Genomic DNA, 25,149 nt, shown 5'->3' on the forward strand with positions numbered 1-25,149 from the left:
CCCGGACCACCGGCCGCCGGCGGGGATCACCCAACTGCGGCCGGCCGCTGCACGGCGGCGCCCGAGGCCAGCAGCTCGTCGATCTCGCCCTGCCGGTAGCCGAGCTCGGCCAGGACCTCCACAGTATGTTCGCCCAGGAGCGGCGGAGGCCGGCGGATCTGGCCCGGCGTGCCGTGGAGCTTCACCGGGATGCCGACGGCCCGGTACGTTCCCGCCGTGGGGTGGGGGACCTCCTGGAGCATTTCCCGGTGGAGGACCTGCGGGTCCCGGAAGACCTCGTCGAGCGTGTTGACCGGGCCGGCGGGGATCCCCGCCTCCCAGAAGGCCCGGCACCAGTCCATCGCCGGCCGCCCGCGCAGGGCCTCACCGAGGATCGGCAGGAGCTCCCGGCGGTTCGCCACGCGGTCCGGGTTCGTGCGGAAGCGGGGGTCGTCGGCCAGGTCGGGGCGGCCGATGAGCTCGGCGAACTTCCGGAACATGCGGTCGTTGCCGATCGCCAGGTAGATCGGGCGGTCGGCGGTGGGCAGGAGGTCGTAGGGCGAGATGCTCGGGTGGCTGTTGCCCACCCGCTCCGGCACCTTGCCGGAGTGCAGGTAGTTCGTGTGCCCCGGGTGCGCCAGGGCGACGGCGGTCTCCAGGAGAGACGCCTCCACGTGCTGCCCGAGGCCGGTCTGCGCGCGGTGGTACAGGGCCAGGAGGATGGCCGAGAACGCGAACAGGCCCGTGGCGAGGTCGGCGACGGGGATGCCGATCTTCAGCGGCTGGCCCCCCGGCTCGCCGTTGAGGCTCATGAGGCCCGCCATCGCCTGGACGGCCGCATCATACCCGGGCAGGTTGGCGTACGGGCCGCTCCTCCCGAAGCCCGAGATGCTGCACAGGATGACCCGGGGGTTCAGCTCACGCAGGGTGTCGTAGCCGAGCCCCCACCGCTCGAGCGTGCCGGCCTTGAAGTTCTCCACCACCACGTCCGAGGTCCGGACCAGGCGACGGACAACCTCGCGGGCTTCGGGTCGGGCGAGGTCGAGGACGATGCCCCGTTTGTTGCGGTTCAGGGCCAGGTAGTACGCCGACTCCCCGCCGGCGAACGGCGGGCCGTACGCGCGCGTCTCGTCGCCTGCGGGGGGCTCCACCTTGATCACGTCGGCCCCGTGGTCGCCGAGCATCATGCAGCAGAACGGCCCCGCCAGCACCCGGGAGAGGTCGAGGACGCGGAGCCCCGCCAGCGCGCCGGGCATCACAGTTCCAGGACGCAGGCCACCACCCCCGCGGGCCGCTCAGGCGTGCTTCAGGTGCCAGACGGCCTCGTCGAGCCGTGCCAGCTTGTCGAGGAAGTAATCGAACCGTTTCTCCAGCTGGTCAAGACGCTCCTTGGTCTCGGATCGGAACGCGAAGAGGTCGATCCGGAGTTCCGCCTGGCCCTTCTCGAGCGCGCTGATTCGCGTGGCGAGCTCGGCCTGGCCCTTTTCGAGCGCGGTGATTCGCGTGGCGAGTTCGGCCTGGCCCTTCTCGAGGCCGGAGATCCGCTCCGTGAGTTCGGCCTGACCCTTCACGAGCGCGGCCGTCCGCGCGTGGACCTCGTCGAGCCGCTGCAGGGCAGCTCTGAGCAGGTCGTTCGTCTCGTCCACCCGACTTCCCCCCTCCCCGGGTAATGAATACGGCTTCGCCCGGCCAGGCCCCGGTTCCTGCCGCTGGGGGGACGGCGCCGCGGGGCCGGCAGGGACTCCGCCAGGGCCTGCGCCCGCTCCTGGTCGGCCCCGGGGCTCAGGACCAGCTGGTAGACATCGTACCCGTCATCGCTGATATGATCTTGGCCGTGTTGACAACTGCGGACCCGCCGGAGGGGGCGGGTCCTCCTGATATGCCCGGCTCAGCTCGGCGAAACGCCCGGTGCGGTCCCGCATGCCGGGTGGCTCAGGGGGAGGACGCGGAGCTCCGCCGCCTGGTCGGGGTCCTCACCGGCGTGGCCGGCCTGGTGGCGATCTACATCCAGGCCCAGGTCTACCGGATCCCCGGCCGGCCGATGTGGAACCACCTCTCCACCGAACTCCTCTTCTACAGCACCGCCTTCCTCCTGGGGCCCCTGGTGGTGGGCGTCGTCTTCAGCCTCGCCCGGGGCAGCGCCGTCCCGGCGGAGAAGGGGGAGCCGGTCTACCGGCGCTCCCACCAGCGGCTGGGCATGACGTTGCTGGTGGTTGCCGCCCTGGAGGCGGTTGCCATCGCCTGGCGCACCCACTACCTGGCGTCAGCCCTCGACGGCCCGCAGCCCGTCGCCCTCCTGGGGAAGGCGATGGTCGGGAAGGAAACGATCCGCACCGCCCTGGCCATCGGTGCCCACGTCCTTCAGGGCGAGTACGAGTGGCTCCTCCCGGTGCAGTGGACCCTCTCCGTGGCGGCTCCGGCTCTCTTCGCCGTTGGCCTGTGGGCGTGGCACCGCCGCGGCGGGAGCCTCCGCACCGCGGGCCGTGCGATCATCGGCATCACGGTGCTGGCGATCGCGGGGGAGTTCGCCGGGCGGTCGCTGTTCTACCTGACCGGACGGCCCTGGTTTTGAGGAAGGAGGCACAATCGATGCGCCGACGGTTCCTGCTGCGACTCTTCGCCGCCTTGCCGGCCGCCGCCCTGCTGTGGCTGGAGCACCGGGGCCTGCCCGGGGCCGGGCGACTGGTCCGCCGCATGGCGCCGAATCCGGCGCCGGCGAAGGTGGAGTACTACGGGTACAGGGAAGTGAAGCTGTCGTAGAAGGAGGGCCGGCGCTCAGGGCCGGCCCTCCGCCCGCACGGTGCTGCCCGGCGGGTGATGTGCGGGGCAAGATTACCGCCCCGTTCACACCAAGGCAGGGTCAAGCACTGAACACAGGCCCAAGGTCAAGCGAAAACTGAGGGAGTTCGGGCTCAAGCGCGACGCGATCAGGCTTCTCGTGGCGGTCGGCTTTCCGACCGGGCCGGTACACTTCAACCGTTTGCGAGTCCGGGTCGATGAGGACGGCCAGTCGCGCTCCGTTGGCCAGGTAGGCCTCCATCTTCTCTCGCAGCTCGTCAAGTGTGTCCGACTTTGAGCGTACCTCGAAGACGCAGTCCGGGCAGAGGGGGACGAAACCCTCCTGCTCCTCAGGTGTGAGCGCCTCCCAACGCTCGCGCCGGACCCAAGAGGCGTCGGGGCAGAAAAGCGAACCGTCGCGAAGTCGAAAGCCCGTGGAGGAGTCGAAGACGATACCCAGCCGTGTTCTGAGGTTCCAAGCGTATAGCTGTCCGAACACCTCGCCGCTGCGCTGCCCACTCTTGCCGCCGGTAGGTGTCACGACGAGCCTCCCTTCCGCCGTGCGTTCGAACTGGTAGCCAGGGTTGCGCTCGGAAAGCTTCAGGATCTCTTCGTCGGTCACGCGGTGGGCTAGGCGCAGCGTGATCGCCATGAATACCCCCCTCCCGGGTCCACTGTCTCGGGGAGCTCATCTGCGGCTTTCTGCCGCCAACGTAGCACGAGAGGACTCCGCCAGGCAAGGGCGGCCGATCCGTCAGGACTCCTCCGCTGGGTCGCCCCCGAGCCTCTGCTCGCGCGCCCGGCGCGTGACCACCTCGTAGTAGCCCGAGAGGTGGGCGAGGACCGCCCCGGCGTCCGGCAGGCCCGCGGGCGGTCCCAGGCGCCGGAGCACGGCCCCGACCACGTCCGGCGGGTCGAGCCGGATGGCGATGCGCTCGATTTCGGGTCCCAAGGTCCAGAACCGGTCGAGGGTCCCGGCCAGGTCGGGCGACCCCTCGTCCGGATCGCCGGACGCATCCCCTCTTGCCGCCGGCACGCCGGGTCCACCGGCGGCAGCGGCCCGGTGGGCGCGCAGGGCGTCCAGGACCTGGTCCCGGTCGCGCCCGCGCAGCCGGAACAGCACGAACGGGTCCGCGTCGAACTCCTGGCCGAGGCGATAGAACACTGCGGCGATGTGCTTGCAGGGGTTGGCCCAGTCCGGGCAGGAACAGGCGGTGCGGAGGTCGCGGGCCGAGCGGGGGAAGAGGGTCACTCCCGCTGCGGCGAAGGCCTCCTCGATGTTCTCCGGCATCTCCCCGGCCAGCAGCCGGGCGGCGAAGACCGCCCGGCCGGCCATGGCGCGGGTCACCTGCTCCCACTCCCGGTCCGACAGCGGGTTCAGGGCGATGGTCACCCGGTACGGCTGGGGACGCGAGCCCTGAACCCGAGCCTCGACGGTACCGGGCGTGATGACGATCGCCAGCACGTTGCCGGCGCGGGCGTAGGCGCGCCCCCGCCGCAGCCGGCTGGCCCAGCCGAACGACTCCAGCACTCCGGTCCAGCGCTGGGCCCACCAGTTCGAGCCGAACTCCGGCTTCCGTCCCATGTCGATCACTCCCGGTCCAGGCTCAGGAGGCCGCGGAGCTCGTCGTCGGAGAGCTCCGTCAGCCAGGCCTCGCCCGTTCCGACCACCCGCTCGGCCAGTTCCCGCTTGCTGGCGATCAGGGCGTCGATCTTCTCCTCCACGGTGCCGGCGCTGATGAGCTTGTGGACCATGACGCGCCTGTGCTGCCCGATCCGGTACGCCCGGTCGGTTGCCTGGTTCTCCACCGCCGGGTTCCACCAGCGGTCGAAGTGGAAGACGTGGCTGGCCCGGGTCAAGTTCAGACCCACGCCGCCGGCCTTCAGCGAGAGGACCATGATCTGGGGGCCGTCCGCGGCCTGGAAGCGCTCCACCATGCGGCTGCGGGCTGCCCTGGGGACGCCCCCGTGCAGGAAGAGCACCTCCTGGCCGAAGGTCTCGCGCAGGAACCGCTGCAGGAGCGTGCCCATCTCCGTGAACTGGGTGAACACGAGGGCGGCGTCGCCCTCCTCCAGGACCTCCTCCAGCATCTCGGCGAGCCGGTCGAGCTTGCCGGAGCGGCCCGGGAGCGCGCTGCCGTCCCCCAGGAGGTGCGCCGGGTGGTTGCACACCTGCTTGAGCTTCGTGAGGGCGCTCAGCACCAGCCCCCGCCGCTCGATGCCGTCGGCCGCGGCGATGCGCTCCAGCATCTCCTCGGCGACGGCCGCGTAGAGGGTGGCCTGTTCCGGCGTGAGGTTGACGTACACCGGCAGTTCCTGCTTCTCCGGCAGGTCCTGGATGATGGCCGGGTCCGTCTTGACCCGCCGCAGGATGAAGGGCCGGACCAGCCGCTGCAGGCGGGCAGCCGCCTCCGCGTCCCGGTACCGCTCGATGGGGACGGCGAACTGCCGGTGGAACGCCTGGGCGGAGCCGAGGTACCCGGGGTTCAGGAACTCCATGATTGACCACAGGTCGCCCAGCCGGTTCTCCACCGGGGTGCCGGTGAGCGCGATCCGGTACCCCGCCCGCAGCGCCCGCAGGCTCTGGCTCTGGCGGGTCGCCGGGTTCTTGATGTTCTGGGCTTCGTCCAGCACGATGCCGTTCCACGTCATGGCGGCCAGGTCGGCGGCATCCCGCTGAGCCAGGGCGTAAGTCGTGATCACCACGTCGTGGGCCTCCGCCTCGGCGCGGAAGTCCTCGCCCCGCAGGCGGTCTGCACCGTGGTGCACGAGCACGCGCAGCGAGGGGGCGAACCGCGCCAGCTCCCGCTGCCAGTTCCCCACGACGGAGGTGGGGCACACGAGGAGCGTGGGGCCGGCGGCGAGCCCGGCTGCCCGTTCGTGCAGCCAGAGGGCGATCACCTGGACCGTCTTGCCGAGGCCCATGTCGTCCGCCAGGCAGGCGCCGATGCCCCGCTCCCGCAGGAAGGCCAGCCAGGAGAAGCCGCGCACCTGGTAGGGCCGCAGCTGCCCCCGCAGCCCCGCCGGGGTGGGGAGCTCCTCCAGGGTCCCGTCGCCGCTCAGCCGGCGGAGCAGGTCGGCGGCCGCACCTTCGGCATCGACGCCCACCACCGGCAGCCCCGGCGCGGCCTCGCCGGCGCCCGCCGCCAGGCGCAGGGCATCGCCGACCGTGAGGGTCCGGCCCTGGCGCTCGAGCCGCCGGAGGGCGTCGGCGAGCCGCTCCGGGTTCACCTCGACCCACTGGCCGCGCATGCGGACCAGGGGCACCTTCAGCCGGGCGAGGCGGTGCAGCTCCTCGCGGCTGAGGGGCTGGTCACCCAGCACGATCTCCCAGTCCACATCGAGGAGGTCTGACAGGCCCAGGCCGCCCCCCGCACCAGCCCGCGGCGACGCGGACGACGACCGCACCCGCAGGCGGGCACCCAGCCGGGCCCCGCCGGCCAGGCTGGCCGGGAGGAGGACCCCCAGTCCGCTTTCCTGGAGGAGCAGGGCCCCCTCCTTGAGAAAGAGGTACGCCTCGGTCGGGGTGAGCGGGCAGGATTCCGGGCGGGCCTCGTCGAGCGCGCGTTCTAGCGGGGGGAAGAGGCGGGCCGCCACCCCGAGGTCCGCCAGCAGGCGCTCCTGCGGGTGGTCCAGGCGGCGGTTCAGGTACCGCAGCGTGCTGCCCCGGGCCCGCCAGACCTCGGCCGCCGGCACCAGCAGGCTGGGGTCGTCGGCGGCCTGGAGGAGCACGTGCAGCGCCCAGGACGCCCCGTCGCCGGCGTCATCGCCGTCCGGCGGCTCCAGCCGGAAGCACGTGCGAAAGGCGGCAGGCGCCTGCCCCTGGACGACCGGGGCGGACCAGGCGGATAGCCGCGTGCGGAGCGTGTCCACCTCAGCCGGCGTTCCCGGGATCGCGGCGGTGGGCGCCGCCAGGGCTTCAAGCCACCGGCCGGCCACGCCCGGTACCGGCCGCGGCGCCCGGCCCGCGCGCTCCGCGGCCGGCGTTTCGCCCAGCCAGCGGCGGATGAGCGCATCCGCCCCCGCCTGCAGGAAGCCCGTCACGAGCGCCAGGGCGTCCGGCGCCGGGTACGTCGCCGGGTCCGCACCGGCTGGCGCCAGGGCCCGGCAGACCGGCGGCAGAGCCCCCGCCAGGGCCTGCACCCGTTCCTGGTCGGCCCCAGCGCTCAGGACCGGCTGCCAGACGGCAGCGGGGGCGTCAGGGTGCACGGCCGGCACGAACCGCCCACGCGCGAGGAGTTCCAGCGCCAGTCGGGCCGCCAGGGTCCAGCAGCGCAGGTCGGCGCCAAACCGGTAGTAGGGCTGCCCGGGCCGGTCCGGGAGCGCCGCCAGCCAGGTGACCGCGCGGGCCGGCTCCAGGGCCAGCCCGGCCACGTTCCAGGCCATCAGGCGCGGTTGCGCGCCCGTACCCCTCTCGAAATCCGCGACCCCTTGCGCCGCGAGGTCTGGAGAAGGCAACGGCCCCGTACCCTCGGCTCCCGGCAGCCGCAGGACACAGGTCATCTCGGTAGCACCCGGCAGGAACTGAACGAGCCCGCCCGGAGGCGCCTGGAACGGGTGGACGGGAATGGTCTTGTGCGCCGGCCGCCGGCGTTTGCCGGGCAGACGCGTCGCATCCTCGGCCCAGACGAAGAACCGGCCCCCAGCCGCAAAGGGGGCCCACGTGCCGTGGAAGACGAACACCGAAAGGGATCACGCTCCGGAAGCCGCAGGCGTCCTTGCTCCTTCCCGTTTCGGTGGACCGGACCGGCGTTCCTGCGCCGGCCCGCATGCCGCCGGCCGTCGTCGGTGGAAAGCTGTGACACCGGCAGGAAAGGTCTTCCCGGTCGAGAACCTTTCTGGGAGCGAACGGGAATCCGGAGTGCCGTTGGCTACCGGGACGCGGAAGCCGGCCCGGGTGCACCGGCACGGACCCCGGGAGGCCCGTGGCCGCATCGGGAGTCAGGAGTGGTGTCCGGGGTGACGGTGAAGCCTTGCCCGCGAGGCGACGGAGGCCAACCCCCACGTGCTCCCCTACTTCCTGGGACAGGCCGAGCCTCCGGTGGACCTGCCCGACTACATCACGCTCGGAGGGGAAGATGAAGCCGCATCCTACGCGATGCTGGCAGCCCGGTGGTGGTTCGGGGAGCCGAGGGCCGTGGCCTGGCTGAAGACGCCGTTGAAGCGGGAGTGAGCCGACCCCGGCCCGCATGGTGTTGCCCTGCCGCACCGGCCGTTGACCCGCGGCTCGTCCGACCCAGCAGGCCGGCGTCCGCAGCCCGTGTTCGGTCCAGCGCCGTGAACAGGCGAGCACAGGCGAGCGCTCCGCTTGACAGAGGCGAGTGCAGCAGCCGAAGGTAGGTTACGGATATGATGACCGTAACCGGTACTCAGCCACGGGGGAGCAATGTCCTGACGGAGCGGCTGGAAATCCGGCTGGACCCGACCACGATGCGTCTCTTGCGGGAAGAGGCTCGTCGCCGGGGCATTTCCATGGGGCAGCTCCTCCGGCAGGCGATCGACTGGTTCCTTCACGAGGAGCGGCAGGCGCGCCTCAAGGCGCCAGGGGCGCTCTTCCCGGTCGAAGCCCCGGCTCCCGACTGGGAGGTCATGAAGCGCGAGATCGAGACGGCCCGGCTGCAGGATGCTCCGCGGTGAGCCGCGTGTTCATCGATGGCAACGTTGCATGTACGCGGGCGGGCGACCATCCACTTCAGGTGCCGTTGCAGCACGTTACCCGGGCCGTAGTGGCCGGCAAGCTTGATCTTCGGCGAGGGAGGATAGGGCGCGGAAGTCGAAGACCGCCAGGGAGCGCTGCCGGGTGGTGGATACCGTGCAGCGGCGCAGCCTCGAAGCGGTCCTCGGGGTAGATGACGGCGTGCCCCTGGAAGGACTGGCCTGGGTGTCGCGCGACCGCATGCACAGAGAGGGCGCGGACGGCGGGTTCGAAATCCGGACCGACGAGGCCCCAGGGGCATCGGTCAAGAAGGGCGAGATGCCCATCGTGCTGCTGGGCGGCGAGGCGATCGTCAACCTCCCGATCGAGAAGGACTTCGGCATCCGGCGGTGGCCGCTGACCCTGTACACCGACGCGCTCGACGGGGGGCGGGAAGGGGAAACGCGATGCGGATCAGGCGTGCTTCAGGTGCCAGACGGCCTCGTCGAGCCGTGCCAGCTTGTCGAGGAAGTAGTCGAACCGCTTCTCCAGCTGGTCCAGACGCTCCCTGGTCTCAGAACGGAAGGCGAAGAGGTCGATCCGGACTTCGGCCAGGCCCCTCTCGACCGAACTGATTCGCTCCGCAAGTTGGGCCTGGCCCTTCTCAAGCGAAGCGACTTGCTGTGCGAGCTCGGCCTGGCCCTTCTCGAGCCCTGCCATCCGGGCGTTGACCTCGTCGAGACGTTCCAGGATGGTCTGGAGCAGATCCTTCGTTTCGCCCACCCCGTCGCCCCCTCTTTGGTGATGCTCACGGCTTCGGCCGGGTTAGCCACCTTTCCTGCTAACCTTCCGGGGGCCGCGGGGACTGCGCATGCCGTCACCGCCGGGTCCCCCCAGGGGGTGTGACCCGGGAACGCCGCCGACCCCGTCACGGCGCAGAAGCGGGAGCCCGGCCGCTCAGCCGGCGCGCAGGTGGTGGTTGAGCGTCAGCGGCTCGACGACGCCGTTGGGGAAGAGGAAGGACAGCGTGCGGAAGTCGAAGACCGCCGGGGCGCGGTGGACGGCCGCGTGGTGGTTCGGGCAGAGGATGGCCACGTTGTCCCGGGTGTCCTCCCCGCCCCTGGAGAGCCAGATCAGGTGGTGCCCCTCGGCGAGGTCGACCCGGTACCGGCTGCCCGGGTTCACCCCGCAGACCTGGCAGCGGCCCTCGTACTCGTCGTACAGCTGCTTGATGATCGCCCGGGAGCGGGTGCGGTCGACCGCCTCGTACAGGTACCGGCGCCGGAGCGCGGCCTCGTCGCCGCTTTCGGCGCGGAGGAGCCCTTCCACGTCCTCGATGCCGTGCAGGAGCGCGGCCTCGAACCGGTCCTCGGGGTAGATGGCGGCGGCCGTGAGGGTCGGCAGCTGCGCCGCCAGCTGGGCGAGCCAGGCGCCGTCGGCCGGGGAAAGCCTGCGGACGGCGGCGTGCCCCTGGAAGGACTGGCCGAGGTGCCGCGCCGCCGCGGCAACGGAGAGGGCGCGGACGACGGGTTCGAAGTCCGGACCAAGGTCGACGTCGAAGTACCGGGACCGCTGCAGGTCGCCCCACACGCGGTACCGCCCGTAGCGGAAGCCGGGGCGGTTCTCGGTGACCGCGACCACGACCAGGTCGGCGGCCAGCACGTAGGCCCCGTCGGAACGCCGGCGGGTGAAGGCCCACACGTGGTCGCCGGCCTGGAGCTCCTTGAGCAGCGGGCTGTTCTGGTTCAGGTGGTAGCCGAACCCGAACTGCCGGTCCGCCCGGTAGTTGTCCGGGCGCCAGTAGTAGAGGACGTCCATGCAGGGTTCCTGCCAGTGCGTGTGGTGGTTTCTACTGCCTGCACAGTTTTGGCGCGGGCGACCCGGAATCCTTTCCCGCAGGCATGAACGGCAGCCCGGCCGCACTTCCCGCCTATCGGGCGGGGTTTTTCCCCACGGCGCCGGCATCTTGAGTGGAGCCCCGTCGGACCGACGCGAGAGGGATCGCTACGAAGCAGGGAGAAGGACAATTTCGCCAACCGATCGGCCAAACGCCCGCGCCGGGGCCAGTCGGACCAGGGAAGGTCCCGAACCTCATCGACGGCCGCACTTCCCAGTCGAGGTGAGCCACATGTCGAGGCTTCCCGGCAAGCGTGCCATCGAACTGCCGCTGCTCCGGGCCTTGATCCAGCTGGGTGGTCAGGCCCGACCTCAAGACGTCTACCCCCTGGTGACGAAAGCGTTCCCCCACCTCACCGAAGCGGACCTGGCGCAACAACTCCCGTCGGGTGGAAACAAGTGGAAGAACCGAATCCACTGGACCCGGCAAGATCTCGTGGACCGCGGCGAGATGGCAAATCCGTCATGGGGAGTCTGGGCGATCACGGACAGGGGTCGCCAACGAGTCCTGGCTGCGGATCGAGGCGAACCCTGGACAGAGGCGGGGGGCTCCGCCGACACAGACGGGGGGCAGGCGGTGTCGAACGGGTCACCGCCTACCCCGGTCGACCTTCTGGAGCTGTACGACCAGTACGAGGCAGCCTTCAAGCGCGCCATTCTGTCCCGTCTTCATGACCTGGAACCGGCGCAGTTCGAGAACTTTGCCCGCAAGCTCCTCGAAGCGTACGGCTTCACGGAGACGGTGGTCACGCAGGTGTCCCGAGACGGGGGAATCGACGGGCATGGCCGGCTCAAGGTCGGCCTCGCCATGATGAACGTCGCCTTCCAGTGCAAGCGGTGGCAGGGACCCGTCGGGCGGCCGGAGATCGACAAGTTCCGCGGCGCCATCCAGGGCGAGTTCGAGCAGGGCATCTTCTTCACGACCTCCGATTTCACGACGGAGGCCCGGGAGGCCTCCATCAAGAAGGGCGCGGTGCCCATCGTCCTGCTCAACGGCGAGGCGATCGTCGACCTCATGATCGAGAAGGACTTCGGCATCCGGCGGCGCCCGCTGACCTTGTACACCGACGCGCTCGACGAGCTCTTCACGGACCTCGACGGCCGGCCGAAGCGCGGGTGAGACCCGCCCCGCGGCGGACCGCTGACGGGGAGGGAGCGCCGTGCGCGAGCTGACCATCAAGCCGAGTGGCCTGAACGACCTCTTCAGCCTGCCCCGCGACGTCTACCCAATGGTGCTCGAGAAGGTGAAGCGGCTTCAGGAGGACCCCCGGCCCGACGGCCACGTCAAGAAGAAGGTCGTCCAGCACCCCAACCTGTACCGCCTGCGGGCCGGCGACTTCCGGATCTTCTACACCTTCGACGATGGGGCCGTCTACCTGCTGGCCATCCGCCGGCGCCAGGAGGCAACGTACGCGGCGCACGAGGTACCGGCGGCGGTCGCCTCCGGCCCATCGCCCGACCTCCCCGCCGTCCCCGACGACCTCCCCGACGAGGACGGCACCGGTCTTCCCGCCGCCTCCCGGACGGTTGCCGAGCAGACGGCCGCCGCCCTCGCACAGCCGGCCGCGCCCCGCCCGCTCCCCCGGGCCATCACGCCAGAGTGGCTCCGCGACCTCCTCATCCCGCCCGAGTTCCACCCCGAGCTGTGCCGCTGCAGGCACGAGGACGACCTGCTCGACGCCCGAGTCCCTGCCTGGGTGCAGGAGCGGGTCCTGGACAACCTGTACCCGCGCACCCTCGGCGAGCGCCTCGCACAGCCCGACCTCGTCGTCCCCGAGGCCGAGGACCTGCAGCGCTACCGGGAGGGCGACCTCCTCGGCTTCCTCCTCCGGCTCGACCCCGAGCAAGCCCGCCGGATCGACGGGTCCGCCCGGGGCCCCGCCGGCATCAAAGGCGGGCCCGGCAGCGGCAAGAGCACGGTCGCCCTCTACCGGGTCCGGCGCATCCTGGACCGTGCGGCGGCCGGGGGCGGCCCCGCCCCGCGCATTCTCTTCAACACCTTCACGAACGCGCTGACCCGCTTCAGCGAGCAGCTCCTGCGCCAGCTCCTGGGCGAGCGGGCGCAGCTGGTCACCGTCAGCACCGCCGACCACGTGGCCCGGACCGTGCTGAGTCACGTCGAGAACGTACCCGAACCGGCCGACCGCCAGAGCCTCCTCCACATCCTCGGCGAGGTCCGGTCCCGGTTCGTCCCGCCTGCACCCGGCCGCTTCGAGCAGGCGGCCCGGAAGGCCGCGCTCGACCGGCTCCGGGCTGACCGCACCTGCCGGGGCGTGCCGCTGCCGACCGGCCTGCGGGAGGCAGCCCGCTACATGACGGGGAACGACCTGGACCTGGAGGCGCCGGAGGTCAAAGTGATGACCCTGCACTCCGCTAAGGGGCTGGAGTTCCCCATCGTGGCCGTTCTGGGGCTCCGGGACGGGACGATCCCCCGCGTGCCCCCGGACCTGTCCGCGGAGGAGGTGGAAGAGGAGACGCAGGCCTTCCGGCGGCTCCTCTTCGTCGGCCTCACCCGGGCGATGCGGGCCCTGCTCGTGTGCTATCCGGTGTCCCGCCCGTCGCCGTTCGTGGCGGAGCTCGATCCTGCGTACTGGCAGGTGGGGTGGGCGGTGCCGGGGTCGTAGCTGGCCCCCGCCGGCCCGCACCGCCGACCCGGTCTTGCCGGAACACCCCGGGTCCACGGGAGGATGATCGCATGAGCGGGCGGGTCTATGTGGTCCAGGCGGACAACACCCTGCAGTCGATGGCCGAGGAGCCGTTCTCCAGTGAGGACATGCTGCAGAGGTTTCTCAAGACGTACCCTGACCTGCTGGCGGGCGATCAGATGAACCCGATCGCACCCCGGCAGTGGCTACTCATCTCCCGCGAGTTGCCCGTACCCGACAGCGAATCGAGCGGCGGGCGCTGGGCCGTCGACCACCTCTTCATCGACCAGGACGGAATCCCCACGCTGGTCGAGGTGAAACGCAGCACCGACACCCGCATCCGGCGGGAGGTCGTCGGCCAGATGCTGGACTACGCGGTGAACGCGGCGGTCTTCTGGTCCATCGACCAGATCAAGGCGGGCTTCGAGGAGACCGTCAGGAGCCGGGGGAGAGAACCGGCGGAGGTACTGCTGGTGTTCCTGGACGCCCTGCCTGACCGTGACCCCGAAGCGTTCTGGCATACGGTACACACGAATCTGAGAGCCGGACGGCTTCGACTGGTGTTCGTGGCCGACGTCATCCCCATCGAAGTCCGGCGGATCGTCGAATTCCTGAACGAACAGATGGCCGACGTCGAGGTGCTGGCCGTCGAGATCCGTCAGTTCGTGGGTCAGGGCGTCCGGGCCCTCGTGCCGACGGTGTTGGGCGTCACCGCAAAGCCGGGTGCGGGAGCCATGTCCGTCGCTGGGCGCCGGTGGGACCGAGCCAGTTTCCTGTCGGTTCTGGAGCAGTATCACCCGGAGCTCGCGCCCATCGCCGGCCGCCTCCTCGACTGGATCGCCCCCTTGGTCTCCTTCATCGCCTGGGGGCGGGGAAAGGTTTACCCCCAGTGGTCTCCCACGCTCATGCTGGACGATGGCCGTCGGTGCGCCCTGTTCTATTGCTGGGCGGCACCCAATAGCGCCACCATCCAGATCCCCTTCGGGACTCTCAAGGACCGTCCGCCGTTCACGGATCCGGCGAAGCGCGAGGAGCTGCGCCGCCGCCTGAATCAGATCGACCAGGTCGACATACCTGAGGACGGGACGGAGCGTTACCCCACCTTCCCGCTCGCAGCCCTGAGCACGGCGAAGGCATTCACGGAGTTCCAGACTCGAGCCATCCAGAGCCGCCGCGACGGAACCCTCCTCTCCTACCGTCGGACCTCTCGCCCAAGGAGGTGGAGGAGAGCCAAGCCCTAGGGCCGCGACCCTTCGTCGACCTCGTCTTGGCGGCGCGTGCCCTTCCCGTGTGTTACCCGGCGTCCCGATCGTCGCCCTTCTGGTAGGGCTCTACTTTGCCTATTGGGAGGTGGGGTGGACCGGCATCGGGGTCACAGTTCTTCACTTGCCATCGGTCCTCGTATGTGTGTGGGTTGAGTTCCTCCCTGTCCCACTGCAAGGTCAGCCAACGTCACATTCCGACCGCGCGGCACCGGTCTGGTGCCGTTGTACGATGATCTCGTTAGCTGATAGATCTCTCTGAGGAAGAACGATAGGCGCCGTTCAAGTCGAGTACCCCGATGGGCTGACCGTTTGGTTCTGAGCAAAGTAAGTCTAGCCTACGGACGTTTCGTCAACCGGAGATCAAGCTCACATGACCGATGAGGTGGTAAAGTTGAAACCCCGACTGTCTCAGCGGAGCCGACTAATCATCGCCCTTATCTATCTTACCGCTGGGTCCCTATTGGCGTGGGTCAAGCTAGGGCGATTTCCGGGTCTGGGAAGTTACGACGTGTGGTTTTGGTCTGGCTACGTTGTCATAGTCGTTGGGACGCTCTTGGACGCCCCTTGGTACACAAAGCCAATAGACGCGTTAACGAACGCGATTGGGTCTTTGATCGCCGCGTTAGGGCTAAACCCAGACACATCAGTTGCGGCGGGCGCGTTCGCCCAGAAGTTCCAGATTCTGGGCATTGCACTGTCTAGTGTCGGAATAATCATAGCTCTGACGGCAATATGGTATAAAGACTCGGAAAGCATGCGCCTACGTTACCTAGCGTTTATGGGGACAAAAATATGCGCTCAACTCGGAGCCCCGAGTATCATGTTTGGGCCTATCATGCTTTCTTCACTAATATGGTCATTTTATAATCAGGTGGACACGTTAATTCTGATGACCATCGTCTTGGCGGTACTTCTGTTTGGCAGGCCTCTGGAACGTGGGTGGGGGTTCCTTTCGGAAGCATTCGGGAGGGGACCGGCCCTGTTGAGAAAGGTTGGGAAGCCACTGGCTTGGAACCATCCTGGCATAGTAGAGTTCGAGCTTGACGCGAGCGCTGCTGTGGCCCCCCGGGATGTTGTGGTTATCTGTGCACCCGGTCAGGAAGCTGAACTAGGAATAGTCGTGGACCTTTTCGTGTTGTCGGACAGGAAGTGGGGGAGGACCATTCTCACGGGGGTTCAACTGTCCAAAACGGACCTTCGATACAGTGTCTCTCCGGGAGAGAGTGACGTGGGCATCTTCAAGGTTAACCCCGCTCAGTTGCCGGAGGATGTCCGAGAGAGGTTGGGCGAGCACCCAATCAGTATAAGAGCCGACTCATTTCTGGGGTTGGTAAGCGACCAAACCGATATCCTTCACCTTGTCTTTGATCTGCTAACCCCTCATCCAGAACTGGCGGAGGGATCTCTTGTAACAACAGAAATCAATAACGACCGTGTAGTCTACCAAATTGTAAATGCTACAGTTAAGGAGAGGGGTCTCGATGCACAAAGTGTTCGTGGAGTACTATCAGTTGAAGCAGTGAAACTCGGAAAGTGGACTGATGCTGGCCCTGAGCCGGTGAAGTGGGTTCCAAGACCTAATACACCTGTCTTCCTCGTACCACCCAAGGGTGCGGCTTTTGACCTTTCCACAGTCGGAGTCGTACCTCGTAGCAGCGTTTACGTCCGCCCGGATATAAATAGAATGGTACATCACAACACCGCGATCATTGGGGTTCTTGGTGCTGGAAAGTCTACGATTGCATACCAGATCATTCATCGGATGATTCGCGAGGGTATAAACGTACTCGTGATTGATATTACCGACCAATACTCGATTTCGCTTAGCCATCTGTTCCGCGAGGACGAAAACAGAAGCAGGACAACGAAGATTCAGATGGCAATTGCCCCCACAGTCAACCGTGTGGACCAGAGCCCTGAGCGCGGAGGAAACATAGTGGATTTCAGGCGGGCGCTGGCCGAGGAAATGAATAGTTTCATGGATGGCGAAGACCGTCTGTGGATCGTAAACCCCCAGCATTTTGATGTTACGATGCAGGAGGGACGACCTTCCGGTAGTGCTGCCGCTTTCCGCCATCTGAGTATGGTAGAGATAACAAAACACGTTGCGGAAGCGGCTCTCACAAAGGTACAAGCGGATGGCCTCTCGGAGAGTGCTAGACTGTGCATCGTGTTGGAGGAGGCGCATAGTCTCGTCCCGGAGTTCAATTCGGCTGCCAGCAAACAGGATCAGGAAGCCGCGGTTGGGACGGCCCGCGTAGTTATGCAGGGTCGCAAATACGGGCTTGGTTTCCTGGTCGTAACGCAACGTACGGCTAACGTATCAAAGAGTGTTCTTAACCAGTGTCACACGGTTGTGGCCCTACGGAACTTTGATCTCAGGGCGCAGGAATTCCTGGAGCCATACCTAGGCCCCCATTTCGTCAGAGTCCTCCCTACCCTGGAGCAGCATCATGGGATTGTCTATGGCCCCGGCTTTAACCTCCAGCAGCCGCTGCTGGTCAAGTTCTGGGATTATGAGGAATTCAAGAACGCCGCCCTGGAACAGTGGGGCTCCCAAATCCTAACGGAGCGGGGGGTAGGAGAGGCGGAGGTCGCAGAAGAGAACTTGTCGCTTGACGACGAGGTTCCTTTTTGAGAATTTCGCTTGGTTCCGCGTGGGCGACAGGGGGCAGGTGTTCGGCCTGACAGTGCTCAATCGCGTCGCTAAACAGGTCCTGGAGGGCTGGGATTCGGTACGGAGGGGATCACGGTCAGGACGTAAGCTTCGGTCGTCAGCCGCTGCAGGCGGTCCCCACTTGAGACCAAGGACCGGTCCCGGTGCACTTGGCTCCTCTCCACCTGCGTCACGCGCAGCGGCGGTGCCGGCGGGGCGCAGCTCCTGTCCAAGGAACGGCCGGGCGGCTCGTTGTTGGCGACGCCGAAACAGAGCGCCTGGCAGCCTACGCGGGAGTGCTGTGTTGAGCTTGGTTGTACGTCCAGTTGGGAACTGCTCCGCCGTCGCCTCCGTGTAGTGCTGGTACTTCAGAAGCCTGGTGGAACATCTCGCTCGGCTTGGCGGCAGGAGTCTCTGTGGCCAGCTGTGGATTCCGGACCTACGCGATCACCTGATCCGACGAGTCCTGATCACCCGGTCGGGAAAGAACCGACCACGCATGGGCTGGGCCTAGCTCCTCCTGCTGCTCTGGGAGCAGCTGGGGTCCCTGCCGCCATCCAGAAGTGCCTGGCCGACCGTGCCTTCCGCACCGACGTGGAGAAGGCCATCTTCGCCATGGTCGCCAACCGCTGCCTCGCCCCCTCCAGCAAGCTGACCGTCGAAGCCTGGCTTGGGAGTGAGGTCTTCATCCCCGGGCTCCCTGAGATCCCGGTGCACCCGCTCTACCGGGCCATGGACGCCCTGCTGGCGATGCAAGACCGGCTGGAGGAACGGGTGTTCTTCTCAACGGCGAACCTCCTGAACCTCGAGGTCGACATCGTCTTCCTTGGCGCTCTCTGTCAAGGTCGAACGACAAGCCTCCCGCAGGCCGCCTGAGATATAGTCAGGGTGTAGGAGCCGGGGCGCGGTAACGCTTGGATGCCTCGTCGACGACGGGCGTGCGGCCGCGACCCGGCTCCTGGGCTGTCTGTTCGGCCCTCCGGCGAATGCTCGCCTCCACGCGGGCACGGTCGTACGGCTGGCCACTGCGGAGGACGGTGTACACGATGTCGGACATGCGACGAGCGACACGCTTGAGGCTCTCCAGCTTCGAGAGGCCGCGAGCCCGGCAACGGTCGTAGAAAGCCCTGGCCAGGGGATCGTGGCGCACGGCGGCCAGGGCCATGAGCCACATCGCGCGCTTGAGACGGTGGTTGGAGCTCTTACGGGCTGCGTGCCGGACCCGCCCCCCGCTGCTGCGTGCAGCCGGTGCGGTGCCGTTGTACTTGGCGAAGGCATGCCGGCTGGGGAAGCGGCGGATGTCACCGATCTGACTGACGACGGTGGCCGCCAGGGTGATCCCAACTCCGCACATGGCCATGAGGGATCGGCCGGGTGCGGGAAGCAGCTCGTCGTCGAGCAGATGCTTCAGTCGCCCCTTGCTTTCGTGGATCTGCAGCAGTTCCCCGCACAGCTGCCCGATCAACTCCGCCCGCAGGCGGTGCACCACCGTGGCCGGCTGCTCGCGAAGGCGGCACGTGGCCTCCAGGATGCGGCTGGCTTGCTGCTCCAGGGCCTGGCGGCTGGCTTCCCGGGAGCGGGGCCCCACGCGCCCTCCGGCCAACTCGCGCAGCACCTCGGCCAGTTCCGGTGCCGTGAGCCCGTTCAGCGTCTGGGGGTAGGGGAAGCGAGCAAAGAACCGCCAGGCCCACGGCCCCTTGATGTCGGAGAAGAAGGTTTCGTAGGTGTCCAGGTAGACCATGCTGAGCTGCAGGTGCAGCCGGTTCATCGCCCGCGTGAAGCGTTCAGACAGGTCCTGGAGCGTGCGCTCCGCTTCGCGCAGGGCAGCGGTTTCCTCGTGGGCGTCCGTGGCGTCCGGGAGGCGTTGGCCACGCCGAAGCACCACGGCGGCAATAGCCCGTGCGTCGATGACGTCGTCCTTGTCCTGCCCGTAGAAGTCCTTCTGCCGGTGGGTCCACAGGGGGTTGACCACGGTGACCCGCCGACCGCGGGCCTGAAGCACCTGGAGCAGCGCCTCGCCATACCGCCGGTGGTCCTCGAGACCGTAGACCACCTCGGCCTGGTGCTCCGCGGCCAGAGCCTGGACGTCGTCGTCGAGACGCTCGATGTCCTCGATCCGGTTTCGCAGCGTGCGGGTGAGCATCACGTGGTCGGGGTAGAGCACCGCTACAGCCTGGTGGGCCCGTTTCGCCGGATCAATGCCGACCGCCAAGGTACGTGACTGCAAGGTCGTCTCTCGCCTCCCGACGTCGATTCGCCCTTCCGGATGCGCTCAGGTGTCAGCGTTGGTCGCAGCGCTCTCTGGTCACCGCGAAGGGCGCGAAGGTGAGGGGGCCCGCAAGGAAAGAGCCTTAGCCCGGAGGGCTAGCTCGACAGTCACGAGCCTTGGCCCTCACCCCCGCAAACTTGTTCGTCAGACCGTCCCTGATGCCCTTGGCCTATGGTCCGGGGCACCAACCCGAGAAGTCTGACCCCGGGGAGGGTCCTGTCCTGTCCCCCTCCCCCTGGACCATCACACACCCGACACCACCACGACCTACTTCGAGATCGAGGCGGAGGACGAGGAAGGCGAGGGCATCCGGCGCCGGGGGTACTCCAAGGACCACCGGCCCGACCTGCCCCAAGTGGTGATCGGCCTGGCGGTGACCCGGGACGGCATCCCGGTGCGGTGTTGGGTGTGGCCGGGTAACACCGCGGACATGTCGGTCCTCCACGAGGTCAAGCGGGACCTGAGCGGGTGGAAGCTCGGCCGGGTGATCACGGTGGTGGACCGGGGGTTCGTCTCGGAGGAGAACCTGCGGGAACTGCAGCCGGCCGGTGGGCACTACATCGCCGGCGAGAAGATGCAAAGCGGGAAGGCGAGCGTGGAGGCGGCGCTTTCGCGGCCGGGGCGGTACCAGCGGGTGCGGGAGAACATCGAGGTGAAGGAGGTCGTGGTGGGGGACGGGGAAGCCCGCAAGCGCTACGTGGTGGTCCGCAACCCGTAGGAGGCGGCCCGGGACAAGGCGAAGCGGGAGGCGATGCTGCAGCACGTCGAGGAGGAGCTGAAGGCGATCGGGGAGCTATCCGGTGAGGGCCACACCAAGGCGGCCTGCGAGTTGGTGGTGCACCCGGTGTATGGCCGCTACCTTGTCACCGACGCCAAGGGTCGGGTGCGGATCAACCGGGCGAAGATCCAGGAGGAGGAACGGCTCGACGGGAAGTACCTGGTGCGGACCTCGGACGACACCCTCTCGGCGGAGGACGTGGCGTTGGGCTACCGCCAGCTTGCCGAGGTGGAGGCCGCCTTCCGGACGCTGAAGCAGCGCCTGGAGTTGGGACCGGTGTACCACCGGCTGGAGCAGCGCATCCGGGCGCATGTGCTCCTGTGCTGGCTGGCGCTGCTCTTGATCCGGGTGGCGGAGGTCAAGACGGGAAAGACGTGGCGGGAGATCCGGTCGGCGATGCAGCGGATGCACCTGGGGCGGTTCGTCGGTGCGAACGGGGAGGTGTGGCAGCGGACGGAGACAACGGCGGAGCAGAAGCAGATCCTGACCGCGCTGGGGATCGGCGAACCGCCCCGCTTCTTGCAGTAACGGCTACGCCGGCGGAGGTGGACCGAATAGTACACGCGCCTCTCGACGGTGCAACCCGGTAGACGGCTTCTGGCGCGCTTTGCGCGCCCTTTGTGTGCCTACGAGCTGTTTGAGCCAGATGGGAGCAACTGCTATTTTCCGGCTGGCGCGGGCAACAGCACACCTCCTCAAGGTGGCCCTTGCTGCTGTCTAGTTGTCCTGGTGCTCTATGTAAGGCTGGACACGCACTCTCAGGAACGGACTGAAGTGTAGGCTTTGCAAGAGACAGTGGAACGGTGGCAGATCTTTGATTAGCGCAGCTAGCCGCTCAGCCTCAGTCCCGGTGGTGCGGCCGAGGAGTGCCTTCACAATGTGCCGAATGTGGTCGTTTTCCGTGGTTGCGAAGTAGAGCTTAGTTGCCGCTGAACCCAGGATCACGTCCCGTAGGTCGCTCGCAAACTGGGTGGCGATGATCACCCCTAGGCCGAAGGCCCTGCCCTCTCGCATCAAGGGCTCTAGATACGGGGAATTGGCGATACGCCAGGCTTCATCTAGGACGAGGGTGCGGGACAACCGATGGGGTTGAGGCCTCTGGATCAGGTGGTTATACAACCCCATGAGCAGGAACTCGGCGACGACGTTCTTCACCTCGTCGGATGGCAACTGACTGAGGCGAACCGTGGCAGCACTTTCGAACAGGTCCTCGAGGCTACCCGCCTCTGCCCGGAATAGTTGCAGATCGAAGAGGGGTGAAATCCGGCCGACCAGTTCGTCGGTCCCCTTCATCTCCTGCAGTGCTTTCAAAACGTCCCGGAACGGTGGAATAGCGATGGGCCCACTCGGAACAACGGGGTGAAGCGGTATACCCTTGCTTAGGTATACCTGTTTCATAGCCTCTCGCAACCTGTTTTCCTGCTGCACACCGAGCCCGAAGACCCGCTGCAGGATCCCCGCGATCTTGTAGATGTGGCTTATGGCGTTGACAGTACCACTATGGGGGTCCGGAGGGAGGGCAAGGGGATTGAACGGCAGCCCGTTGGCTGCTACGTCGTACACCTCTAGATGTTCTACCTTAGCATAGTCGCGACCCGAATAGTCGTCCTTGAAGTCTAGGATCAGCGTCGGAAAACCGGCGCGGCGGAGCTGTAGCAGAATGCTTTTAATCGCCTGTGTCTTGCCAGTACCAGTAGCTCCAGTGATGATGATGTGCGGATTAGGAAGCGGATTGTCCGGCCGGTGTGGTTCGAACCAAGCCTGAACCGCTGTCGCTCCCCGCATCCCCTTACCAATAAAGACCCGTGGAAGCTCAGTGGGACCGAGATGGCTTGACGAGTGTTGCCCCGTACTCTGGATAGGTTCGGTTGAGTCATCGGTACCTTTTCCAGGCGTTACACTCAACTGATTCTCTCCGTCAGACGTCCCCTCTCCTTTACCCGGTCCTTTACCTTGGCTTTCTTTTTCCGAGTCATCTGTACGGGGAGAAAGGGGCGTTGCTTCGCCTTCCTGTCCATACGTCACGCTTTGCTCTGAAGGGTGAGGGGCCAGGACCTCCACGAGTTGCTCGTTTAACTGGACTAGACGAACGGGCGTTTGAGGTTGGCCTACGGTCTTAAACTGTCGGATGGGCTGATCCACCGTCTGACCAATAAGGACCATCGCTAAATTTAGTCTAATATCGACCGCCAACTCCCCATCGAACAAGCGATCGAGAATCTTAGACCACGTCTTTCGTTGGTCTGAGGAATAGATGGCCTTGGAGATTTCGCGGTAAAAGTGCTCACGCAGTACCTCCCGGCGGGCGGGAGTTACCAAGAGTTCATTTTCTCGCTCCGAAGCCGATGCGAAAACCTCTCGCAGGGTCGACTCAGTGGCCAGCAACTGGTCGATGGCGGGTCCAGAGATCCAATCGCCATCAATCTGAAATTCGGCGTTTCCATTGTCTATCGTCTTGACTTCTATCACATCAAGGCGGACCGAATCCTCCGCCAAAACCACACCGAGCAAATCAGCCCGGTGCCCATCCGAGCGTAGGCGAAGCCAGCGACGAGATTCCTCGCTGTCAAGACTGACTACCATCGCGTTTTCGGCCTGTTTCTTGTACCAGCGAGCAACAATAAGTGTGCCCAGCAACCCTTTCACCCGGGCCGATTCGTCATTGGACCCCAGGTGAATCAGACCTTGGTCTAGAAGGTTACTTAGTTCCTCAAGCAAACCGTCTAACTCGCCGTCCGTGACAGCCGTATTATAGCGGGTGACCACGTCCCGGAGAATGCGCCGGAAGCGGCCTGCCTGGTCGGTGAAGGCTGCGAGTTGCCGTGCCCCTTCCCTTGCTGTGGCAACGCGGAGCATGCCAAACTTCAGGTCACGATCAACATGGCGATCGGCGATAATCACCCACGGCGCTACTCCCGCTAAATGCCCCAATTGTTCGCGAAATGCCTGGTCTTGATGAGTAGCTACATAGGAAGGATGCGCGTTTTGGTCCAATTGAACGGCCACGTCGTAGTAGGCCTTAAACAGTCCGCCTGGAGCTGGCACGAGCTCAACCTGTTTTGTGTTCATTCGGTACTGGAACTTTCGCGGCTGGTAGAGGGGCTGGATTGCCTGCTCACTGGTCCGGCTGCGCTGCGTTGCGCCTGGAGTTCGATCAAAGACCAACAGGACGTGCATGGGGAGATCCAATTCCCGCACCTGCGCAACCCAGTCCTCGGCTGCTGTTAGCACTTCCAAGGTGAAGGCTCGTTCCCGACCCACACCACGGAAGCGTTCGCCAATTCGTTCTTCATCGTCGTGGGATAGTTCCGCCGTAAAGAGCTCTTGCCCCTTGCCCTCGGTGGTAAGCACGGTCACGTGCGCGCCTTGGATTGTCCCCTCGTCCGCTAGATCACAGATACACTTGAGCAACTCCTGACCAAGGGAGCGAGGGCCTACCAGTGCGACCCTGAGCCCATACCGGGCGTGTCGATACAACTGTACAAACTGGCGCAACCACTCGGCCACAGTCTCCATACCGTCAGAACTATGGAGTCTGCCGGCCGACTCTTCATAATGGGGCAACGGCCCGATTCTCCCTTGGGCTGTTAACACCCTCGTGCCACTCCCAGTTATCCGGTTGGTGATACAGAGATTACTGAGGAAATTCGGCAATCGCAATGAAGTGTTTAGGATCAGTTCCTTCTCCATATCATCCAACCGGTCGACTTGTGTTTTCACTAATCTGCAGAGTTCGGCGTAATGCCAAAGGTAGAGGGGATGGAGAGGGCCGAGCAAACCTGAGAAGCCTCGCGGATGCTTGACGACAATAGTATCAATTTCTAAAACGCGGGCGAAGAGTTCCCGCACGTCCTCTCCATACTCTTCAAACAGCACACCGTATGCCCGATTGAGTAGGGAGAGGAAAGTGGCAAAGGATTCAATGTAGTTATTCACCTGGTGAAGGTACTCGTCCTGTGCAAGGAGCAGCAAGGGAGAGGAGCAGAGAAGCGGGATAGACGGCACGAGCGCAGCGCGCTTGTCCATGTAGTCCCGATAAGCGTGGTGCAGATGAGCACCTGCTTCAACCTCGTGCATGTACTCCAGGTACTCCTCGACCTCGGTTCGCGTCCACTCAAGTCGCAACGAGTCAGGGGTCAGTTTACGCAAGGCTTCTGCGAGATGGGGTACGTCGCTTTCAATCAAGCCCCCGAGACGTGTCTCGGTAAAGAGGGCGGAGCAAACCGCCACGATCGCCGGATCGACCGTAAACACGACTTTTGCGGTCGAGTCCTGATCCTGGAGTCTGAATTCCTTGGGTCTGGGATCGTCCAACGGCAGAGATATGTTGACGCCTGTGAGTTTTTTCTGCGCTTCGGCCAGCAGGTCTTGTAAGAAGTCCGACTCGTCAGTTCCTGACAATAGCGCACGCAGGACGCGTTGATCTAGTTGCGATTGGCTTGTGCGAGCCAGCCGCGCGGCGGCGGGGCGCCATCGCCAGAGTTCTATCACGTCATCAAGAGTAAGCTGCGCGAAGCCCTGTCCGTTGGACTCGTAGAGTCCACGAATTAGCCGAAAGGTGCGCTGGAGCCGCGCCCTGGCCTCCGGGTTGTCGACGAGGCGCAGTGTCTCAGCAATTTTCTTACGGTCGCTCTCAGTCAACTCGGTGATCTTCCCCACAAACTCCCAATTGAGCTCTAAACGGCGGAGGATGTCCTTCTCCTTCGGATAATCAAAGAGATGGGGATCCGGCAATAGCCCGAGTCTGTGAATCTGTTTCGCAGCTTCTTTCACGTACTCCTGATACGGTAGTGACCGGAGGTTCACGTAATAGTCGAGCAGATTACCTAAGGAAACGCGAGGGCTCTCCTTCAGTATTTTCCACCACCGGGGTTGAACCTCGTTACCACCAGGTTCGTTCTGAAGTCGCTGGATCTCGTGTTCGCAGAGTTGTCCCTTCAACTTCGACGAAGTCAGCTGGTAAAAGTCATCAAACGAAGTTAGCTTGGCATGTTCGGAAGGGGCAAAGACGACAATAGCAGCTGATAGGGGAAGCGTATTCCGCCAGTGTTCTGCTTCCTCCACGGAACATACAAAGTTGTCGCCTAGCGCAAAACCGGCAGTCCGGGCATGCTGACATAGGCGCTCTCGCTCGGTTCGCAACTCCTCCGGCGTGGGACAGTCGGGGATGACTGCCACGTGCAGGGGTAGCCCCTGTTGCAGGAGGCCACCCAACGTATCGATGACGGAATGGTAGTTGATTCTCGGG

At 65.8% G+C, this 25,149-nt stretch carries 18 protein-coding genes and 1 pseudogene; 11 read left to right on the forward strand and 8 right to left on the reverse strand.

Annotated features, from left to right (window positions below; genetic code table 11):
* Positions 1 to 26: 26 nt before the first annotated feature.
* Positions 27 to 1,235 (reverse strand): CaiB/BaiF CoA transferase family protein, encoded by a 1,209-nt coding sequence (locus tag caldi_RS02900; protein WP_264843614.1) that lies wholly within the window; start codon positions 1,233 to 1,235, stop codon positions 27 to 29.
* Positions 1,236 to 1,274: 39 nt separating this feature from the next.
* On the reverse strand, positions 1,275 to 1,625 hold the full coding sequence (locus caldi_RS02905) for a hypothetical protein (protein ID WP_264843615.1): 351 nt from the start codon (positions 1,623 to 1,625) through the stop codon (positions 1,275 to 1,277).
* A 281-nt stretch (positions 1,626 to 1,906) separates the two neighbouring features.
* On the opposite strand from caldi_RS02905, the gene caldi_RS02910 reads away from it, so the two are divergent.
* On the forward strand, positions 1,907 to 2,551 hold the full coding sequence (locus tag caldi_RS02910; RefSeq protein ID WP_264843616.1) for a dimethyl sulfoxide reductase anchor subunit: 645 nt from the start codon (positions 1,907 to 1,909) through the stop codon (positions 2,549 to 2,551).
* Between the two features lie 17 nt (positions 2,552 to 2,568).
* Positions 2,569 to 2,739: a hypothetical protein gene (locus tag caldi_RS02915; RefSeq protein ID WP_264843617.1), complete on the forward strand. Its 171-nt coding sequence runs from the start codon at positions 2,569 to 2,571 to the stop codon at positions 2,737 to 2,739.
* A gap of 100 nt (positions 2,740 to 2,839) precedes the next feature.
* On the opposite strand, the gene caldi_RS02920 is transcribed toward caldi_RS02915, so the two are convergent.
* The 3 genes from caldi_RS02920 to caldi_RS02930 all read right to left on the reverse strand — a co-directional run bounded on the left by caldi_RS02920 (position 2,840) and on the right by caldi_RS02930 (position 7,143).
* Positions 2,840 to 3,409: a Uma2 family endonuclease gene (locus caldi_RS02920; protein WP_264843618.1), complete on the reverse strand. Its 570-nt coding sequence runs from the start codon at positions 3,407 to 3,409 to the stop codon at positions 2,840 to 2,842.
* 102 nt (positions 3,410 to 3,511) lie between these two features.
* Positions 3,512 to 4,342, reverse strand: a complete 831-nt coding sequence (locus caldi_RS02925) for an SWIM zinc finger family protein (RefSeq protein WP_264843619.1) — start codon at positions 4,340 to 4,342, stop codon at positions 3,512 to 3,514.
* A 5-nt stretch (positions 4,343 to 4,347) separates the two neighbouring features.
* Complete coding sequence (locus tag caldi_RS02930; protein ID WP_264843620.1) at positions 4,348 to 7,143, reverse strand: SNF2-related protein; 2,796 nt, start codon at positions 7,141 to 7,143, stop codon at positions 4,348 to 4,350.
* A gap of 619 nt (positions 7,144 to 7,762) precedes the next feature.
* Here caldi_RS02930 and caldi_RS02935 point away from each other — a divergent pair.
* From caldi_RS02935 to caldi_RS02945, 3 genes are all read left to right on the forward strand, one after another.
* Positions 7,763 to 7,930, forward strand: a complete 168-nt coding sequence (locus caldi_RS02935; protein ID WP_264843621.1) for a hypothetical protein — start codon at positions 7,763 to 7,765, stop codon at positions 7,928 to 7,930.
* A gap of 179 nt (positions 7,931 to 8,109) precedes the next feature.
* Positions 8,110 to 8,394, forward strand: a complete 285-nt coding sequence (locus caldi_RS02940; protein WP_264843622.1) for a ribbon-helix-helix protein, CopG family — start codon at positions 8,110 to 8,112, stop codon at positions 8,392 to 8,394.
* Between the two features lie 163 nt (positions 8,395 to 8,557).
* Entirely contained in the window at positions 8,558 to 9,298 is a 741-nt protein-coding gene (locus caldi_RS02945; RefSeq protein WP_264843623.1) for a hypothetical protein, read from the forward strand.
* Positions 9,299 to 9,349: 51 nt separating this feature from the next.
* Here caldi_RS02945 and caldi_RS02950 read toward each other — a convergent pair whose 3' ends face one another.
* Entirely contained in the window at positions 9,350 to 10,210 is an 861-nt protein-coding gene (locus caldi_RS02950) for an HNH endonuclease (protein WP_264843624.1), read from the reverse strand.
* A 310-nt stretch (positions 10,211 to 10,520) separates the two neighbouring features.
* Between caldi_RS02950 and caldi_RS02955 the strand changes: the two genes are divergently transcribed.
* The 5 genes from caldi_RS02955 (at position 10,521) to caldi_RS02975 (ending at position 17,730) form a co-directional block, all read left to right on the forward strand.
* Positions 10,521 to 11,408, forward strand: a complete 888-nt coding sequence (locus tag caldi_RS02955) for a restriction endonuclease (RefSeq protein ID WP_264843625.1) — start codon at positions 10,521 to 10,523, stop codon at positions 11,406 to 11,408.
* Between the two features lie 40 nt (positions 11,409 to 11,448).
* The gene (locus caldi_RS02960; RefSeq protein ID WP_264843626.1) at positions 11,449 to 12,912 is read left to right on the forward strand and encodes a type II toxin-antitoxin system RelE family toxin; all 1,464 of its coding nucleotides are present in this window, start codon (positions 11,449 to 11,451) and stop codon (positions 12,910 to 12,912) included.
* 71 nt (positions 12,913 to 12,983) lie between these two features.
* Positions 12,984 to 14,174 (forward strand): PDDEXK family nuclease, encoded by a 1,191-nt coding sequence (locus caldi_RS02965; RefSeq protein WP_264843627.1) that lies wholly within the window; start codon positions 12,984 to 12,986, stop codon positions 14,172 to 14,174.
* Positions 14,175 to 14,568: 394 nt separating this feature from the next.
* Positions 14,569 to 16,836, forward strand: a complete 2,268-nt coding sequence (locus tag caldi_RS02970) for an ATP-binding protein (protein ID WP_264843628.1) — start codon at positions 14,569 to 14,571, stop codon at positions 16,834 to 16,836.
* A 633-nt stretch (positions 16,837 to 17,469) separates the two neighbouring features.
* Positions 17,470 to 17,730 carry a hypothetical protein gene (locus tag caldi_RS02975; protein ID WP_264843629.1) on the forward strand — a complete coding sequence of 87 codons (261 nt, stop codon included), beginning with the start codon at positions 17,470 to 17,472 and terminating at the stop codon, positions 17,728 to 17,730.
* A 7-nt stretch (positions 17,731 to 17,737) separates the two neighbouring features.
* On the opposite strand, the gene caldi_RS02980 is transcribed toward caldi_RS02975, so the two are convergent.
* Positions 17,738 to 19,066, reverse strand: coding sequence for an IS110 family RNA-guided transposase (locus caldi_RS02980; protein WP_264843630.1), 1,329 nt, complete (start codon positions 19,064 to 19,066; stop codon positions 17,738 to 17,740).
* Between the two features lie 310 nt (positions 19,067 to 19,376).
* On the opposite strand from caldi_RS02980, the pseudogene caldi_RS17860 reads away from it, so the two are divergent.
* Positions 19,377 to 20,429, forward strand: a pseudogene (locus caldi_RS17860) (IS1634 family transposase); the annotation flags it as partial.
* Between the two features lie 189 nt (positions 20,430 to 20,618).
* Here the strand turns inward: caldi_RS17860 and caldi_RS02995 are convergent.
* Positions 20,619 to 25,079: an ATP-binding protein gene (locus tag caldi_RS02995; protein WP_264843633.1), complete on the reverse strand. Its 4,461-nt coding sequence runs from the start codon at positions 25,077 to 25,079 to the stop codon at positions 20,619 to 20,621.
* Between the last annotated feature and the right edge of the window lie 70 nt (positions 25,080 to 25,149).

The sequence above is a fragment of the Caldinitratiruptor microaerophilus genome (assembly GCF_025999835.1).
GTDB classification, from domain to species: Bacteria; Bacillota; Sulfobacillia; order Symbiobacteriales; family ZC4RG38; genus Caldinitratiruptor; species Caldinitratiruptor microaerophilus.

Excerpts from the sequence above, each read along its gene's own strand:
- caldi_RS02920 (WP_264843618.1), bottom strand. The coding sequence starts at position 3,409 with ATGGCGATCACGCTGCGCCTAGCCCACCGCGTGACCGACGAAGAGATC.
- caldi_RS02975 (WP_264843629.1), top strand. The coding sequence starts at position 17,470 with ATGGTCGCCAACCGCTGCCTCGCCCCCTCCAGCAAGCTGACCGTCGAA.
- caldi_RS02965 (WP_264843627.1), top strand. The coding sequence starts at position 12,984 with ATGAGCGGGCGGGTCTATGTGGTCCAGGCGGACAACACCCTGCAGTCG.
- caldi_RS02915 (WP_264843617.1), top strand. The coding sequence starts at position 2,569 with ATGCGCCGACGGTTCCTGCTGCGACTCTTCGCCGCCTTGCCGGCCGCC.
- caldi_RS02940 (WP_264843622.1), top strand. The coding sequence starts at position 8,110 with ATGACCGTAACCGGTACTCAGCCACGGGGGAGCAATGTCCTGACGGAG.
- caldi_RS02930 (WP_264843620.1), bottom strand. The coding sequence starts at position 7,143 with ATGGCCTGGAACGTGGCCGGGCTGGCCCTGGAGCCGGCCCGCGCGGTC.
- caldi_RS02970 (WP_264843628.1), top strand. The coding sequence starts at position 14,569 with ATGACCGATGAGGTGGTAAAGTTGAAACCCCGACTGTCTCAGCGGAGC.
- caldi_RS02955 (WP_264843625.1), top strand. The coding sequence starts at position 10,521 with ATGTCGAGGCTTCCCGGCAAGCGTGCCATCGAACTGCCGCTGCTCCGG.
- caldi_RS02900 (WP_264843614.1), bottom strand. The coding sequence starts at position 1,235 with ATGCCCGGCGCGCTGGCGGGGCTCCGCGTCCTCGACCTCTCCCGGGTG.
- caldi_RS02950 (WP_264843624.1), bottom strand. The coding sequence starts at position 10,210 with ATGGACGTCCTCTACTACTGGCGCCCGGACAACTACCGGGCGGACCGG.
- caldi_RS02925 (WP_264843619.1), bottom strand. The coding sequence starts at position 4,342 with ATGGGACGGAAGCCGGAGTTCGGCTCGAACTGGTGGGCCCAGCGCTGG.